This window comes from Geobacillus sp. GHH01 (assembly GCF_000336445.1).
Lineage (GTDB): Bacteria > Bacillota > Bacilli > Bacillales > Anoxybacillaceae > Geobacillus > Geobacillus zalihae.
Genome location: NC_020210.1, coordinates 2,569,834 through 2,584,441 on the forward strand (window position 1 = coordinate 2,569,834; position 14,608 = coordinate 2,584,441).

A 14,608-nucleotide genomic window follows, 5' to 3' on the forward strand; every position below is an offset into this window, starting at 1 on the left:
CAAGGCAATATGTCAATGCTAGAAAAAAAGTCAAAGCCAAGGCAGGCCTGACTTTGACTTTCGGTTGCATTATTTATCGTCGTTCACTTCTTCAAACTCGGCGTCCACCACGTTGTCTTTATGATTGGCAGCGCCGCCTTGCGATCCTGCACTTTGCGCCTGTTTCGCTGCTTGTTCATACAGCTTGATCGACAGCTGCTGCACCGCTTCTTGCAGCGCGTCTTTTTTCTTGCGGATGTCGTCGATGTCGTTTTTCTCGAGCGCCGCTTTCAACGCCTCTTTCGCATCCTGCGCCTTCTTGATCTCATCGGCGCTCACTTTTCCTTCGACTTCTTTTAACGTTTTGTCGGTCATGAAAATGAGCTGGTCGGCTTCGTTGCGCAACTCGGCGGCTTCTTTCCGCTTACGGTCGGCTTCGGCGTTTTCTTCCGCTTCTTTAATCATGCGCTGAATTTCTTCTTCCGACAGGCCGGACGACGATTTGATCGTAATCGACTGCTCTTTGTTCGTTCCTAAATCTTTGGCGCGCACGTGAACGATGCCGTTGGCGTCAATATCAAACGTCACTTCAATTTGCGGCACGCCGCGCGGCGCCGGCGGAATGCCGGTCAGCTGAAAGCGGCCGAGCGATTTGTTGTCCGCCGCCATCGGGCGCTCTCCTTGCAAGACGTGAATGTCGACCGTCGTTTGATTGTCAGCCGCCGTTGTGAACACTTGCGATTTGCTTGTCGGGATCGTCGTGTTCCGTTCGATCAGTTTCGTAAATACGCCGCCCATCGTTTCAATGCCAAGCGAAAGCGGGGTCACGTCAAGCAGGACGACATCTTTCACTTCGCCGGCGATCACCCCGCCCTGGATCGCCGCACCGATGGCAACGACTTCGTCCGGGTTGACGCCTTTGTGCGGCTCTTTGCCAAGCTCGCGCTTGATCGCTTCTTGGACAGCTGGAATGCGCGTCGAACCGCCGACCAAAATGACTTTATCAATATCGGCTGGCGTCAAGCCGGCGTCTTGAAGCGCCTGGCGGACCGGCCCCATCGTCCGCTCGACGAGGTGGGCGGACAACTCTTCAAATTTCGCTCTTGTCAACGTCATTTCCAAATGGAGCGGACCGTTTTCATTGGCGCTGATAAACGGAAGCGAGATTTGTGTCTGCGTGACGCCGGACAGCTCTTTTTTCGCTTTTTCCGCGGCATCTTTCAAGCGTTGGAGCGCCATTTTGTCTTTCGACAAATCGATGCCGTGCTCTTGCTTGAACTGATTGACCAAATAATCGATGATCACTTGGTCGAAGTCGTCGCCGCCCAAATGGTTGTCGCCGGCCGTCGCCTTCACTTCAAACACGCCGTCGCCAAGCTCCAAAATCGAGACGTCAAACGTCCCGCCGCCTAAGTCATAGACGAGAATCGTTTGGTCTTCTTCTTTATCAAGGCCGTAAGCAAGCGCCGCGGCCGTCGGCTCGTTGATGATGCGCTCGACTTCGAGGCCGGCGATGCGGCCGGCGTCTTTCGTCGCTTGGCGCTGGGCGTCGTTGAAATACGCCGGCACCGTGATGACCGCACGCGTCACCGGCTCGCCCAAATAGTCTTCGGCGTACGACTTCAAGTATTGCAAAATGATCGCCGAAATTTCTTGCGGCGTATATTGCTTCCCTTCGATTTCGACTTTGTAATCCGTCCCCATATGGCGCTTGATCGAGATGATCGTGTTCGGGTTCGTGATCGCTTGCCGTTTGGCGACTTCGCCGACTAGGCGTTCGCCGTTTTTAAACGCGACGACCGACGGGGTCGTGCGGTTTCCTTCCGGATTCGGAATGACTTTCACTTCGCCGCCTTCTAACACGGCGACGCAAGAGTTCGTCGTTCCTAAGTCGATGCCGATAATTTTGCTCATCACTGATCACCCTCCGTTTCCGTTTATTGGCTTACTTTGACCATGGCGGGCCGCAGCACGCGGTCTTTCAGCTTATAACCTTTTTGCAGCTCCTCAACAACCGTGTTCGGCTCATAGCCTTCCGCTTCCGCCTGCATGACGGCTTGGTGCAAATAAGGGTCAAACGGCTTTCCGACCGCCTCGATCGCCTCGACGCCTTCTTTCTTCAAGGCGTCAACAAGCGACCGGTACACCATTTCCATCCCTTGCAAAATCGATTTCGCCTGTTCGTTGTCCGTCTCTATTTTCAACGCGCGTTCAAAGTTGTCAAGCACCGGAAGCAAATCGCTCGCCAAGCTTTGGGCGCGGTATTTTTCAGCCGCTTCCATCTCCTGGCGCGTCCGGCGGCGGAAGTTTTCAAAATCGGCGTACAGGCGGAGATACCGGTGTTCCATCTCTGAAAGCTTCGCTTTCAATTCGGCGATCTGCGCCTTGGCCGCCGCCAACTCCTCGGCCGTTGGCGCTTTTTCCGCCGGCTCCGCCGCTTCCTCCCCACCGGCCTCTTCAAGCGGAACGCCGCCTGATTCCCCCTCGGGCTGCGGGGCGGCTTTTTCCTCGATCGGTTGCTCCCGCTCCGGCTCATCGTATGTAGCTTGTTCCATCACTTGTTTTTCTCCTTGCTCCATCGCTTTCACCTCCCTGCCGGGGCTCTTCCCTTTTATGTATCAATGGCCACAAGGAAAGGATGGATGCGCGATCCATCCGTTATCCAATATGGCCATTCTTATTGACTTTGATACCATTTCGCGAGCGCGGCCGACAAATCGGAAGCGACACGGTTTAAGACCGTGATGACGCGCGAGTATTCCATGCGCGTTGGACCAAGAATCGCGATCGCCCCGAGCGGCTCATCGCCGACCGAATAGGTCGCTGTAATCAAGCTGCAGTTTTCCATGCCGCGCAGTTCGTTTTCATGCCCGATCGAAACCCGCACTCCTTTTTGGGTTTGCTTGCGGAGCAGGCGATAAATGTCTTTTTCCTGCTCAATGATGTCCAGAAGCGGGCGCACTTTTTGGATGTCGCTGAACTCCGGCTGGTTGAGCATATTCGCCTTGCCAGCGAAAAACACTTTTTCTTCTTCAGGGGCATCGAGCGTCTCCATGAGCGTATTGAGCACGCTGTCGTAGTTGCGGATGTGCCGGCGCAATACGTCGGCCACTTCCGTCTCCATTTTTTCTTTCAAATCCATGAGCGGAACGCCGGCGAGCCGCTCGTTGAAAATGTTGACCATTTTTTCGAGGTCGCCTGCGTCCATTGATGACGGAATCGTCACGACCCGGTTTTCAACATGGCCGGTGTCCGTCACGACGATGGCGACAGCTGTCTGCTCGTTGAGCGGAACGATTTGCATCCGCTTCAGTTTGCTTTCTTTAAACGTCGGCCCGAGCGCAATGGATGTATAGTTCGTCAGCTCGGATAAAATTTGCGCTGACTTTTGCATCAGTTTTTCCAGCTCATAGATGCGCTCAGCAAACACAGAGCGGATTTTTTGAATGTCCGCCCTTGTCAGCCGCTGCGGCGGCAGCAAATGGTCGACGTAGTAGCGGTACCCTTTTTCCGACGGCACACGGCCGGAAGAAATGTGCGTTTTTTCAATATAGCCGAGCTCCTCCAAATCCGCCATCTCATTGCGGATCGTCGCCGAGCTGAACGCGATTTGATGCTTTTTCGATAACGTCCGCGAACCGACCGGCTGCCCAGAACGAATGAAATCGTCGATAATCACCTGCAAAATCAGCAGTTGGCGGTCCGTTAGCACGTGTCTCACCTCTGTTAGCACTCGAACAATTCGAGTGCTAAATCTACTACTAGGGTAGCAAATCGCCCGGCAAATGTCAATGTTTACATTTCGCAAAGGAACGCGGCAAACACTTCATTGCCGAGCAGCTTGCCCCGTTTTGTCAAGCGGATGTGAGTCTCCGTTTCCTCGAGGCGTCCGTTTTCGATTTCCCGGCGGATCGCCGCGCCAAATATGTCATGGAGGTCGCGGCCGAACTTTTGCCGAAAGCAGACTTTGGACACCCCTTCCGTCTTGCGCAGCCCTAAAAACATTTCCTCTTCCATCTGCTCGCGAACGGTCAAGCGGCGCACATCGCGGTGCGGCCATTGGCCGCGTTCGATCGCGCTGATGTAATGCCGGATGGGGCCGATATTCGCCCGCCGCACCCCATCGATATAGCTGTGCGCCCCAGCGCCGATGCCGTAGTACTCCTCATTGTTCCAGTACGTCAAGTTGTGCCGGCTTTCAAATCCCGGCAAAGCATAGTTGCTGATTTCGTATTGCCGATAGCCAGCGGCAGCCATCTGCTCCATCGCCGCTTCGTACATCTCGGCTTCCATCTCTTCGCCCGGTAGACGGAGCCGCCCTTTCCGCCATTCGTTATAAAAAATCGTCCTTGGCTCCAAAATGAGGGAATAAGCAGAAAGATGCGGCACATGAAGCGAAAACGCCGCTTCTAAATCGGCCGTAAACTGCTCAAGCGTCTGCCCCGGCAAACCGTACATGACATCAATGCTGATGTTCTGAAACCCGACTTCTCTGGCCAACGCTACAGCCCGTATGACGTCGCCTCGCCGGTGCGTGCGGCCGATCGTTTGCAGAAGCTGATCGTCAAATGTCTGCACCCCCAGGCTCAGCCGATTCACTCCGGCATCGCGCAAAATAGCGAGCTTTTCTTTCGTCAAGCCGTCCGGGTTGGCTTCGACGGTAAATTCGGCCGTTTGTGGGTCAAACTGAAAATGGCGGTGGATGCTCGCAAGCAAACAGCCGAGCTGCGTCGGCTCAAGCACCGTCGGCGTACCGCCGCCGATAAACAGCGTCTTGAGTTGGCTGCCAAATTCCGCCGCCGTCCACGCCATTTCTTTGTCCATCGCCCGCAAATAGTCGTCAATCGGCTGGCCGGCGGCGAATACTTTGTTAAAATCGCAATAATGGCAAATATGGGCGCAAAATGGAATATGAAAATACGCTGAAACGGCCATCGGTCCTCCTCCTTTCAGCCGGCGGCGCCGCAGGAAACAAACAAGGCTATCCCCAACGGAGACAGCCTTGCTCGTTATTTTTTCTGGTCGTCGATTTTCAAGACGGCCATAAACGCTTCTTGCGGCACTTCGACCGACCCGATTTGTTTCATCCGCTTCTTTCCTTCTTTTTGCTTCTCAAGCAGCTTCCGCTTCCGCGACACGTCGCCGCCGTAACATTTTGCGAGCACGTTTTTGCGCAACGCTTTGATTGTCGAACGGGCGATGACCTTGTTGCCGATCGCCGCCTGCACCGGCACTTCAAATTGCTGGCGTGGAATCAAATCTTTCAGCTTTTCAACGATCGCTTTGCCGCGCTCGTACGCAGAGTCGCGATGAACGATAAACGATAAGGCATCGATTTTTTCGCCGTTTAGCAAAATATCCATCTTGACGAGATTGGACGGCCGGTAGCCGATCAATTCGTAGTCGAATGACGCGTACCCTTTTGTGTTCGACTTTAAAGCGTCGAAAAAGTCGTAGACGATCTCGGAGAGCGGAATATCGTAAATGAGCATGACGCGCTTTTCATCCAAATATTGCATATCGACAAACGTGCCGCGCTTTCCTTGACACAGCTCCATCACCGGCCCGACATAGTCGTTTGGCACCATGATCGTCGCTTTCACATACGGCTCTTCAATGCGGTCGATTTTTTGCGGGTCGGGCATGTTCGTCGGGTTGTCGACGTCAACTTCCGTTCCGTCGGTCAAATGCACCTTGTAAACGACGCTCGGCGCGGTCGTGATCAAATCGATATGAAATTCGCGCTCGAGCCGCTCTTGGATGATTTCCATATGAAGCAAGCCGAGAAATCCACAGCGAAAGCCGAACCCAAGCGCCTGCGACGTTTCCGGCTCAAAGTGGAGCGCCGCATCGTTCAATTGCAGCTTCTCGAGCGCCTCGCGCAAATCGTTGTAGCGCGCCGTATCGATCGGATACATCCCGCAAAACACCATCGGATTGAGCTTCCGATAGCCCGGGAGCGGTTCAGCTGCCGGCCGTTCGGCATCGGTGATCGTATCGCCGACGCGCGTATCTTTCACGTTTTTAATCGAGGCAGTCAAATAGCCGACATCACCGACCGTCAATTCGTCGACGACTTTTTGCTTCGGCGTGAACACGCCGACTTCCGTCACTTCAAACTCTTTGCCGGTCGACATCATTTTAATGCGCTGTCCCGGCTTCACCGTTCCGTCGACGACGCGGACATAGGCGACAACGCCGCGGTACGGGTCATAAAGGGAATCAAAAATGAGCGCTTTCAGCGGCGCATCCGGATCTCCCGAGGGAGCCGGAATTTTTTCGACGATTTTTTCCAAAATTTCTTCGATGCCGATGCCGACTTTGGCCGAAGCAAGCACCGCGTCAGAGGCGTCCAAGCCGATGACATCCTCAATTTCTTGACGCACACGCTCCGGTTCGGCGCTTGGTAAATCGATTTTGTTAATGACCGGCAAAATTTCCAAATTATTGTCGATCGCCAAATACACGTTGGCGAGCGTCTGCGCTTCAATGCCTTGCGCCGCATCGACGACCAAAATCGCCCCTTCGCAGGCAGCCAAACTGCGCGACACTTCGTACGTAAAGTCGACATGGCCCGGCGTGTCGATCAAATGGAAAATGTACTCTTCGCCATTTTTCGCTCTATATGTCAACTGGACCGCATTCAATTTAATCGTGATGCCGCGCTCGCGCTCAAGCTCCATCGTATCGAGCGTCTGCTCGCGCAATTCGCGCTCCGACAACGCCCCCGTTTTTTCCAAAATGCGGTCCGCCAGCGTCGATTTTCCGTGGTCAATGTGGGCAATAATCGAAAAATTGCGGATCCGTTCCTGCCGTTTCAACCGTTCTTCCCGGTTCATCGTCTCTCACTCCTGCTTCTTCGCAAAACTACACTAGCTTTGATTATAGCAACAGCGCGAAGAAGATTCAATGATGAACGAAAAGCCAAGCCGCCGTTCGAGCTTTCCGGAAAGACGCGAAACAGAAAGAGCCGCGCCAAGAAAACAATCGACAATATGGAAAGCGCAGCACTTTGTGCTCCAGCCGGCGGACGGCGTAAAAAAGAAAAAGCCGCCATTGTGACGGCACGTTCCTGTTTCGTCCGCACATGAACGGGCTAGTCCAACACCCGGCCGACGAGCGAAAACAGCATTTCCATGAGCGCGGTGACGGCATCGGCAAAAAGTTGGCCGAGCCTAGAGAACAAGTTGAACGTTTTCAGCTCGCGAATCGTTTCTTGCTTTTCTCCTAAATCTCCAGCAACGACCGGCCGGCCAAACACCGCCGCTTCCACCTCACCATTTTCCCTTTTTTTCATATCGATGACGGATGGAAACGACGGATCGGCATAACCGCGCATCCGTTCCATGCCGCGATGCGCCTCTTGCATGCCAAACAACACGCCGAAAAAAAGAAGAAAGATCGCTAGAGTAAAGCGGATGAACCATCGTGCCATAGTGACGCTCCTTTACTTTTTCTCCGCCGGAGCCGGCGCTTCGACTTTTTCCGCCTGCCAATAATAGTCGCTGAATACGTCAGCGAGCGCCGACACGGAACGAAACAACTCCGTAAACGTATTGTCAACACCGCCGACTTCAATTAAAATCGCGTTTTCCGATAAATCTTGATTAAACTTGCCGTTCGTCCCGGCTCCTTTTTTCTCGATCACCCCGCGGCTCAACCCTGGATATTTCTTTTGCAGCAACTGATGCAACGCGGTAGCCAGCTGCAAGTTTTTCTCGTATGTCGCGTTTTCTCCGCCAATAATGAATGCGACACGCGCATAATCAACGCCGTGGATCGTAGCCGTCGTATAGTTCCGCCGCCGCGAATCGCGATGGATATCGATGAAGTAGTGCAAGTCACGATTTTGCTTCATCGCTGCGACCACTGTTTGGCGGGACATATCATACGATTGGGAGTATTTCATCCCTTTCTTTAACAATTCGCTGACAATGTCGATTTTGCTCACTTCAGCCCCGATGCCGCGCTTTTCCAGTTCTTCCGCTAACTTTTCCCCCACTTTTGTGATGTTGACCGTCGGGTGAAACGCCAAATCCGGGTCAGTGACCCCTTTGAGCGCCGGCAAAAACGACTCATGCGTATGGGTATTGTAAATGTAGACCACTTTTTTCCCTCCGGTCGTCTGCGATGGCGGGGGAACCGGTTTTTCATCTTCGTTCTTGTTTGCTTGTTCGAGTTCATCGACCGAGGCTTGCCGTTCCGCAAGCATCGCCTCAAGCGGCGGCGCTGATTCGTATGGCATGTTCGTATAATCCGTTCCTTCACCAGCGATGAGAATTTTGCTGTCATAAAGGGCAAAGCCCGGCAGCTCGCTGCCAAGCAGGCTGCGCGGGTCATCGGGATTGATGCTCGTCGCCAGGCGGAACAATAGCGATGAGTAATTCGTCTGCCGCCGATCTTTCGGCAGCAGCTGCGCAAAATATCGATTTTCCAAGGCGAACAGACGAATGAACGTCTCTTCCGGAAAATGGGCCGCCATATCGTTCAGCGATGATGACGACGGACGGTATTCCGGCCGCAGCGATGTGAGCGCTCCGACAAGCATAAACATCATCATGCAGCCAAGGATGATGAGCATCAACAGTTTCTTTATGCTGGCTCCTGGAATCGCGATCATGACGTTTGGGGAGCGCCATCGTTTCATATTCCCACCCTTTCCCGGCTTGTCTCCTCAGTTTAACGTATGGCCAAGCGGGAAAAGATAGAACTGTTTTTTGTTTAATGGGTGTAGGAGCCGACATTGCCTTGGTCGACTTGCCGATGCAGCGCCGCATTCAAGCCGCCGGCTAATAAGTTGGCCATATCGCCGATAAACGAATCGATCTCTTTTGGAGTCACCATCAAATTATGCCCGAGCGGGGCGAGCACTTCATAGATGAGACGCCGCTTTTCTTCATCGCCAAGCGTGCCGACCATGCCAAGAAACGTCGACCGTTCTTGCGGCGACGGCATGTCTTGTTCCGTCAATTTTCGTTTGCGCCCAAACGTCCAGCCCGCCGGAGCGAGCGCGCTTGACGGCCGTTTCCCTTCGCGCATTTCGCGGCCGAAGTGCTTCAAAATGAAATCGATCGTGTCGCTCGTGATGGAGACCGCATCGACAACCGTCGGAACGCCGATCGAAATGACCGGAATGCCAAGCGTTTCATAGCTTAACTCTTTCCGCTTGTTGCCGACCCCGGAGCCAGGATGGATGCCGGTGTCAGAAATTTGAATCGTCGCGTTGACCCGTTCGATCGAGCGGGCAGCCAAGGCGTCAATCACAATGACAAAATCCGGCTTTGTTTTCCGGACGACGCCGTCGATAATGTCGCTCGTTTCAATCCCGGTCGTCCCCATCACCCCCGGAGCAAGAGCGCTCACCGGCCGGAAGCCTTCCTCGACGCTTTCCGGCTGCAGCTGGAACAAATGACGGGTGACAAGCACGTTTTCCACCGTCAGCGGCCCGAGCGCGTCCGGAGTGACGTTTTGGTTGCCGAGCCCGACAATCAAGCAGCTCGCTTGATCGGGGATGCGGAGCCGCTTGAAAAAGGCGCTGAGCTGGTCGGAGAAGATGCGCTGCACGTTTTGCTGCAACTCGGTGTTTTGTTCGCGGATGCCTTGCGCTTCAATCGTCACGTAGTGGCCCGGCTTCTTGCCGATCGAGGCCGCTCCTTGTTCCGTGACATGCACATGCGACAGCTTGACGCCGTTGATCTCCTCGTCATGAATGATGACCCCCTCAATCGGCGCGGCGCTTTCTTGTTTTTGCTGCAAGCGCTCCTCGAGTGCGATCTCATGCGCTTCGATCGCTAAATCCGTGCGCACCGAGTACTGGCGTAAATCGAGCGGCTGTTCCATGTCGTTCCTCCCCATTTCTGCCGTTTTCTTTTATTGTCGCCGCAATCAGGCCCGGTCATTCATGTTTCGTAAAGGATTTTCGCTTGAACACTCTTGCATAATCCAAACACGTTTGATAGAATAACACTTGTTCTTCCTGTTGTTCACAACAGAAAGTAGGAATGGTAACGGAGGTGAACGAACGTGGCTAACATCAAATCAGCGATCAAACGCGCGAAAACGAGCGAAAAGCGCCGGGCTCACAACGCCTCGATGAAATCGGCCATGCGTACGGCGATCAAAAAATTTGAAGCGCTTGTTGAATTGAAAGACGTGGAAAAAGCGCGCGAGGCATTCATTATTGCGTCGAAAAAATTAGACAAAGCTGCAAGCAAAGGCCTTATCCATAAAAACGCCGCCAGCCGGCAAAAATCGCGCTTAGCGAAAAAATTGAACAGCATCCAAGCTTCCTAATCAAAAACGACCTGGCGCCAGGTCGTTTTTTTGTTTTTCTTTATGTTCACGGCAAACGGCCGGGCGATCGCTTCACCGCCGGCCGTGACGCCCCGCTTGCGCCGGGCGGGTGCCCCACCGCATCAGAAGCAGCTCAACGGCCAACCGGCGATCGACCGCTCCGCTTTTCACCTCGTAATCGGCGTCAGCGAGCTCGTTGATCGCCTCAGCAAGCTCTCCGTCAGCGAAGCGGGCCGCTTGAGCAAGAGCGAGCTTGACGCGGAACGGGTGCACCTTGAGCGCCGCAGCAATTTGCGCCTGCCCGTAGCCTAAGGAGGCAAGCCATTTCACTTGCGAAAGCAAGCGGAAATGGGCGGCGAGCAGCGCCAAAATTTTGATCGGCTCTTCATTGTTTTCAAGCAGATCATAAAACGTCTGCAACGCCGCTGGAATGTCGCGCTTCGCCACTTGCTCGACAAGCACAAATACGTTTTCTTCCGGCGTGCGGGCGACAAGCCGTTCAACCGCCGCCGCCTCGATGGTTCCGCCCGATCCGGCAAACAGGGCCAATTTATCGATTTCATTCGCCAAGGCGGAAAGCTGCGTCCCGGCCCGCCGCAACAGGACATCAATCGCCTCGTCGCTTGCTTGCGCCCCTTGGCTCTCGATGCGGCGCCGCACCCAGGCGCGCAGCTCCGCTTCGGCGAGCGGGGCGGCGATGACGACTTCGCTTTGCTCTTTGGCGAGCTTCGTAATTTTTTTTCGCTCATCAAGCTTCTCGTACGGCGCGAAAAAGACGACGATCGAAAACGGCGACGGCGCCTTCAAGTACGCCTCCAGCTTCGCCAAATCATGTTCGATCTCCTTCTCTTTTTCAGACGTAAAAAAATATGGATGCTTGATGAGGATGACACGCCGCTCGCCGAAAAACGGCACCGTCTCGGCCTCCTCAAGCGCCGCCTCGACCGGCGTTTCCTCGCAGTCGTACACAGCCAAGTTCCACTCGCGCTCCTCGGGGCCAAGCGCTGCGTTCACCAATCGCTCATACGTTTCCGTTAATAAAAACGGCTCATTGCCGTATAATAAATAAAGAAGAGAAAAACGCCGTTTTTCAATGTTTCCCCATACGCGTTCCAGCATGTTCCCGTCTCCATTCCCTAGCAAACGTCTCTGCTAGAAAAGATACACCGTTTTTCGTCATTTTACAAGGGAACCGGCTGCCGAAAAAACCGGTTCCCCTTTATATAAACGCCAGCCTATAAGTCCTAGGACCTTATTGGCCAGCGGGTTATTTTTATGTTTTCCCGGCTGTTTGAAAGTATTTGTGTCAACTGTTGTCAAGGAAGGAAAAGAAGCGAGCGGCGGTAGATTTTTCACGCGTTTTCGTCTATACTAAAAATGATTGAACGAGGAGGGGGAAAACGATGAACGTATTTGAAAAGGAAGTGCAAAGCCAACGAAATGACGCCGTCGATTCCGCCGTCGGATTCATCGTGTCGTTCGGCTTTTTCGCTACCATGTTCATCATCGCAACGTTGATCGAATTTTTCGGTCGATAAGGATTGCTTACATAAGCAATCCTTATTTTTTGTTTCTGCTGAAACGTTCCGCTTTTTTGTGCACTACATCTTATGGTTTCATCACCTGAAAGGTTCCACCGTTTTCGTCATACACATAGCGAATGGCCCCGTTTTCATCCGTCCGCCAAATGATCGCCCGTTGTTGCCGAAGCCGCATAAGCACCTCGGGGGACGGATGCCCGTAGCGATTGTAGCGGCCGACGGAAATGATGGCCGCTCGCGGCTTGATCGTCCGCAAAAACGGCTCTGTTGTCGACGTTTTGCTGCCGTGGTGGGCGACTTTCAATACATCGGCGCGCAGCTCTGGATAAGCGCGGATGAGCGCCTGTTCCGCCTCTTCCTCGATATCCGCAGCAAACAGCCATGTCAAGCGGCCGAGGCGGGCGAGCAATACAAGCGAGCCGTTATTATCCTCATTGTTTCCCGCCTCCGGGTGCAATACGGAAAACGCGGCATCCCCCACCTTCCACCGATCCCCCCGCACGCTGGCGGCCACCGACACAGAAAACGGGCGCGCCATCGCCTTGACGGCCGGCAGCGCTCCTGGGCTTGTGACAATCTTCTTGACGCGCACGGCTCCCATCACCTCGGGAGCAGCCCCGATATGGTCGGCATCATCGTGCGTCAAAATCAGTTGATCAAGCGTCCTCACCCCTTGGGCTTTTAAAAACGGCACGACAACGTCGCGGCCGACGGCAAACGGCCGCGACCGTTTGCGCCACGGTTCGCGCACCCATTCCGGCGTCCCGCTGGTATCAATGAGATAGACTGCTTTTCGATAAGGAAGCTCAATATAAATACAGTCCCCTTGCCCAACATCCAATACCGTCACTTCCCCTTTCGGATCCACATACGGGGCGGCCAGCTGAAGCGCCGTCGCCGCCGCCACCGCTGTCAATCCGCGGATCAGGCGGCCGCGCTCCCAATCCAAAAACGCCGCCGCGATGGCCGTCAGATAGCCAGCTAAGCACCACGGCCCCGGACGCCCGAGCACAAGCATAAACGAGTAATCGACCGAGAAAAAACGGACAACCGCGTCCGTCAGCTCAATGAGGCGGCTAAACAGCCAAATGAGCGGAGAAAAGGAAAAAACTGCGGATAGAAAAGCAATGGGCAAAATGACAAATGAATACCAAGGGACGAAGAAGACATTCAGCCCTATGCTCCAAACAGAAATTTCATAAAAATGGTAAAGCAAAATCGGCAGCGCGGCAAGCTGAGCGGCGAGCGCGGTCTGAAACAAGTTTTGGAGCATCGAACGAGCAGAGGCGAGCACCGACACATGGGCGAGAAGGGCAAACGTGACAAGAAATGACAGCTGAAAACCGACATCCCAAACCATATATGGGTCAAAGACGAGCAGGGCAAGCGCTGTCCAACTCAACGCATCCAGCGGATGGATCATTCCTTTTTTCCACTGGACGGCCAACACCATCATCCCGGTCGCACAGGCGCGCAGCACCGACGGCGAAGCGCCGGCGAGCACCGCATACATAGGCAAGAAAACGAGCAAAGCAAGCACGGCCGCTTCGCGCGTCACAAACCGAATGGCAGCGGCCAACGCAGCGCCGACAAGCAGGGTGACATGGCCGCCGGAAATGGCCAACAAATGGATGATCCCGAGCTGCTGGTAACCGCTAATCACTTCCTCGTCCAACGAGCGGCGTTCGCCATAAATGAGCGCAGCGGCGATGCCGGCCGCTTCCGGCGGAAACTGGGCTTCAATGCGGCGGACGCCAGCCTCACGAATCGCCTCAAGCCGTTCGATGATGGTGGGACGGACGCGCACGCAAGCGGAAAGATCGATCGCCTCAGGGAGAAAGAGCCAATGGATACGATGGCGGCGCAAATAACGGCGGTAATCAAATGCATACGGATTGCTGGCTGGCATAGGGCGCTCGAGCATTCCGCTCAGCCGGCACACGACCCCGGGCATAAGACGCACACGCAGCGCTTCTTTTTCCGCAGCCGTCCGAATGATGTAACGAAGCTGCACCCGCTCCTTGCCAGCTTGCACCGCCGCCTGCAATCGATCGCCGTCGATCGCCGGCGCGGCGGAAAAACGAACGGAAAGCGAATGACGGCCGCCGGAAAGGGAAGTTTTGTTATGATGGTCAACGATGAGAAAATAGACAAAAAAGAAGAGAGCTGCAACGAGAGCAGGAAGGAAACAGTGCGGCCGGCGGATGAAAAGAAGAAGGAGATAAATGATAAGGAGAAGACATGTGGTTTTGGACGGCGAGGCCGCCGCCACGGCAAAGAGCGCCGCCGCGGCGGGATAGACGGCTTGTCCTTTCATGCTCCCCCTCCGCCGCCGGAAAGCAAGGCGAACACATCCGTTTTCAGCGGCACTTGCACAAGCCGGACGCCAGCTTGAGCAAACAGCTCCAAGGCGTACGGGTGGTTTTTGTAGTCTTGGGCGTAATAGACAGCGCGAATGCCGCTTTGAATGATCGCCTTGCAACAATGCAAGCACGGAAAATGGGTGACATACATCTCGGCCCCCTCGGTCGGGACGCCGAACTTGGCGCATTGCAAAATGGCATTCATTTCCGCATGGATCGTCCGTACACAATGGCCGTCAATAACGTAGCACCCTTCATCGGTGCAATGGGCGCCCCCGGCGATCGAGCCGTTGTACCCGCCGGCGATGATGCGCTTATCGCGCACAATCGTCGCCCCGACCGCCAGCCTCGTGCACGTGCTGCGCAGCGCGAGCAAATGGCTTTGCGCCATAAAGTATTGATCCCATGTGATGCGTTCCATTTTACGTCCCT

Annotated in this window: 13 protein-coding genes; 2 read left to right on the top strand and 11 right to left on the bottom strand. The window is 54.5% G+C overall.

What is annotated here, in order from left to right:
- Window positions 1-69 precede the first annotated feature (69 nt).
- From dnaK to gpr, 8 genes are all read right to left on the bottom strand, one after another.
- Window positions 70-1,893 carry a molecular chaperone DnaK gene (gene dnaK, locus GHH_RS12700; RefSeq protein ID WP_011231983.1) on the bottom strand — a complete coding sequence of 608 codons (1,824 nt, stop codon included), beginning with the start codon at window positions 1,891-1,893 and terminating at the stop codon, window positions 70-72.
- A 23-nt stretch (window positions 1,894-1,916) separates the two neighbouring features.
- Window positions 1,917-2,558 (bottom strand): nucleotide exchange factor GrpE, encoded by a 642-nt coding sequence (gene grpE / locus GHH_RS12705; protein ID WP_015375440.1) that lies wholly within the window; start codon window positions 2,556-2,558, stop codon window positions 1,917-1,919.
- A 98-nt stretch (window positions 2,559-2,656) separates the two neighbouring features.
- Entirely contained in the window at window positions 2,657-3,691 is a 1,035-nt protein-coding gene (gene hrcA / locus GHH_RS12710; RefSeq protein WP_015375441.1) for a heat-inducible transcriptional repressor HrcA, read from the bottom strand.
- An 83-nt stretch (window positions 3,692-3,774) separates the two neighbouring features.
- Window positions 3,775-4,914, bottom strand: a complete 1,140-nt coding sequence (gene hemW, locus GHH_RS12715; protein ID WP_015375442.1) for a radical SAM family heme chaperone HemW — start codon at window positions 4,912-4,914, stop codon at window positions 3,775-3,777.
- Between the two features lie 74 nt (window positions 4,915-4,988).
- Window positions 4,989-6,818, bottom strand: a complete 1,830-nt coding sequence (gene lepA / locus GHH_RS12720; RefSeq protein WP_015375443.1) for a translation elongation factor 4 — start codon at window positions 6,816-6,818, stop codon at window positions 4,989-4,991.
- 257 nt (window positions 6,819-7,075) lie between these two features.
- Entirely contained in the window at window positions 7,076-7,414 is a 339-nt protein-coding gene (locus GHH_RS12725; protein WP_011231988.1) for a YqxA family protein, read from the bottom strand.
- Window positions 7,415-7,426: 12 nt separating this feature from the next.
- Window positions 7,427-8,626: a stage II sporulation protein P gene (gene spoIIP, locus GHH_RS12730; protein ID WP_015375444.1), complete on the bottom strand. Its 1,200-nt coding sequence runs from the start codon at window positions 8,624-8,626 to the stop codon at window positions 7,427-7,429.
- A 74-nt stretch (window positions 8,627-8,700) separates the two neighbouring features.
- Entirely contained in the window at window positions 8,701-9,819 is a 1,119-nt protein-coding gene (gene gpr, locus GHH_RS12735) for a GPR endopeptidase (protein ID WP_015375445.1), read from the bottom strand.
- Between the two features lie 183 nt (window positions 9,820-10,002).
- Here gpr and rpsT point away from each other — a divergent pair, with 183 nt between their 5' ends.
- Window positions 10,003-10,272: a 30S ribosomal protein S20 gene (gene rpsT, locus GHH_RS12740; protein WP_011231991.1), complete on the top strand. Its 270-nt coding sequence runs from the start codon at window positions 10,003-10,005 to the stop codon at window positions 10,270-10,272.
- A gap of 72 nt (window positions 10,273-10,344) precedes the next feature.
- Here rpsT and holA read toward each other — a convergent pair whose 3' ends face one another.
- Window positions 10,345-11,391, bottom strand: a complete 1,047-nt coding sequence (gene holA / locus GHH_RS12745; protein WP_011231992.1) for a DNA polymerase III subunit delta — start codon at window positions 11,389-11,391, stop codon at window positions 10,345-10,347.
- 284 nt (window positions 11,392-11,675) lie between these two features.
- Between holA and GHH_RS18425 the strand changes: the two genes are divergently transcribed.
- On the top strand, window positions 11,676-11,810 hold the full coding sequence (locus GHH_RS18425) for a YqzM family protein (protein WP_011231993.1): 135 nt from the start codon (window positions 11,676-11,678) through the stop codon (window positions 11,808-11,810).
- Between the two features lie 70 nt (window positions 11,811-11,880).
- On the opposite strand, the gene GHH_RS12755 is transcribed toward GHH_RS18425, so the two are convergent.
- Window positions 11,881-14,130, bottom strand: a complete 2,250-nt coding sequence (locus GHH_RS12755; RefSeq protein WP_015375446.1) for a DNA internalization-related competence protein ComEC/Rec2 — start codon at window positions 14,128-14,130, stop codon at window positions 11,881-11,883.
- Window positions 14,127-14,597, bottom strand: a complete 471-nt coding sequence (locus GHH_RS12760) for a ComE operon protein 2 (RefSeq protein ID WP_011231995.1) — start codon at window positions 14,595-14,597, stop codon at window positions 14,127-14,129. The genes GHH_RS12755 and GHH_RS12760 overlap by 4 nt, the downstream gene beginning before the upstream one ends.
- Window positions 14,598-14,608 lie beyond the last annotated feature (11 nt).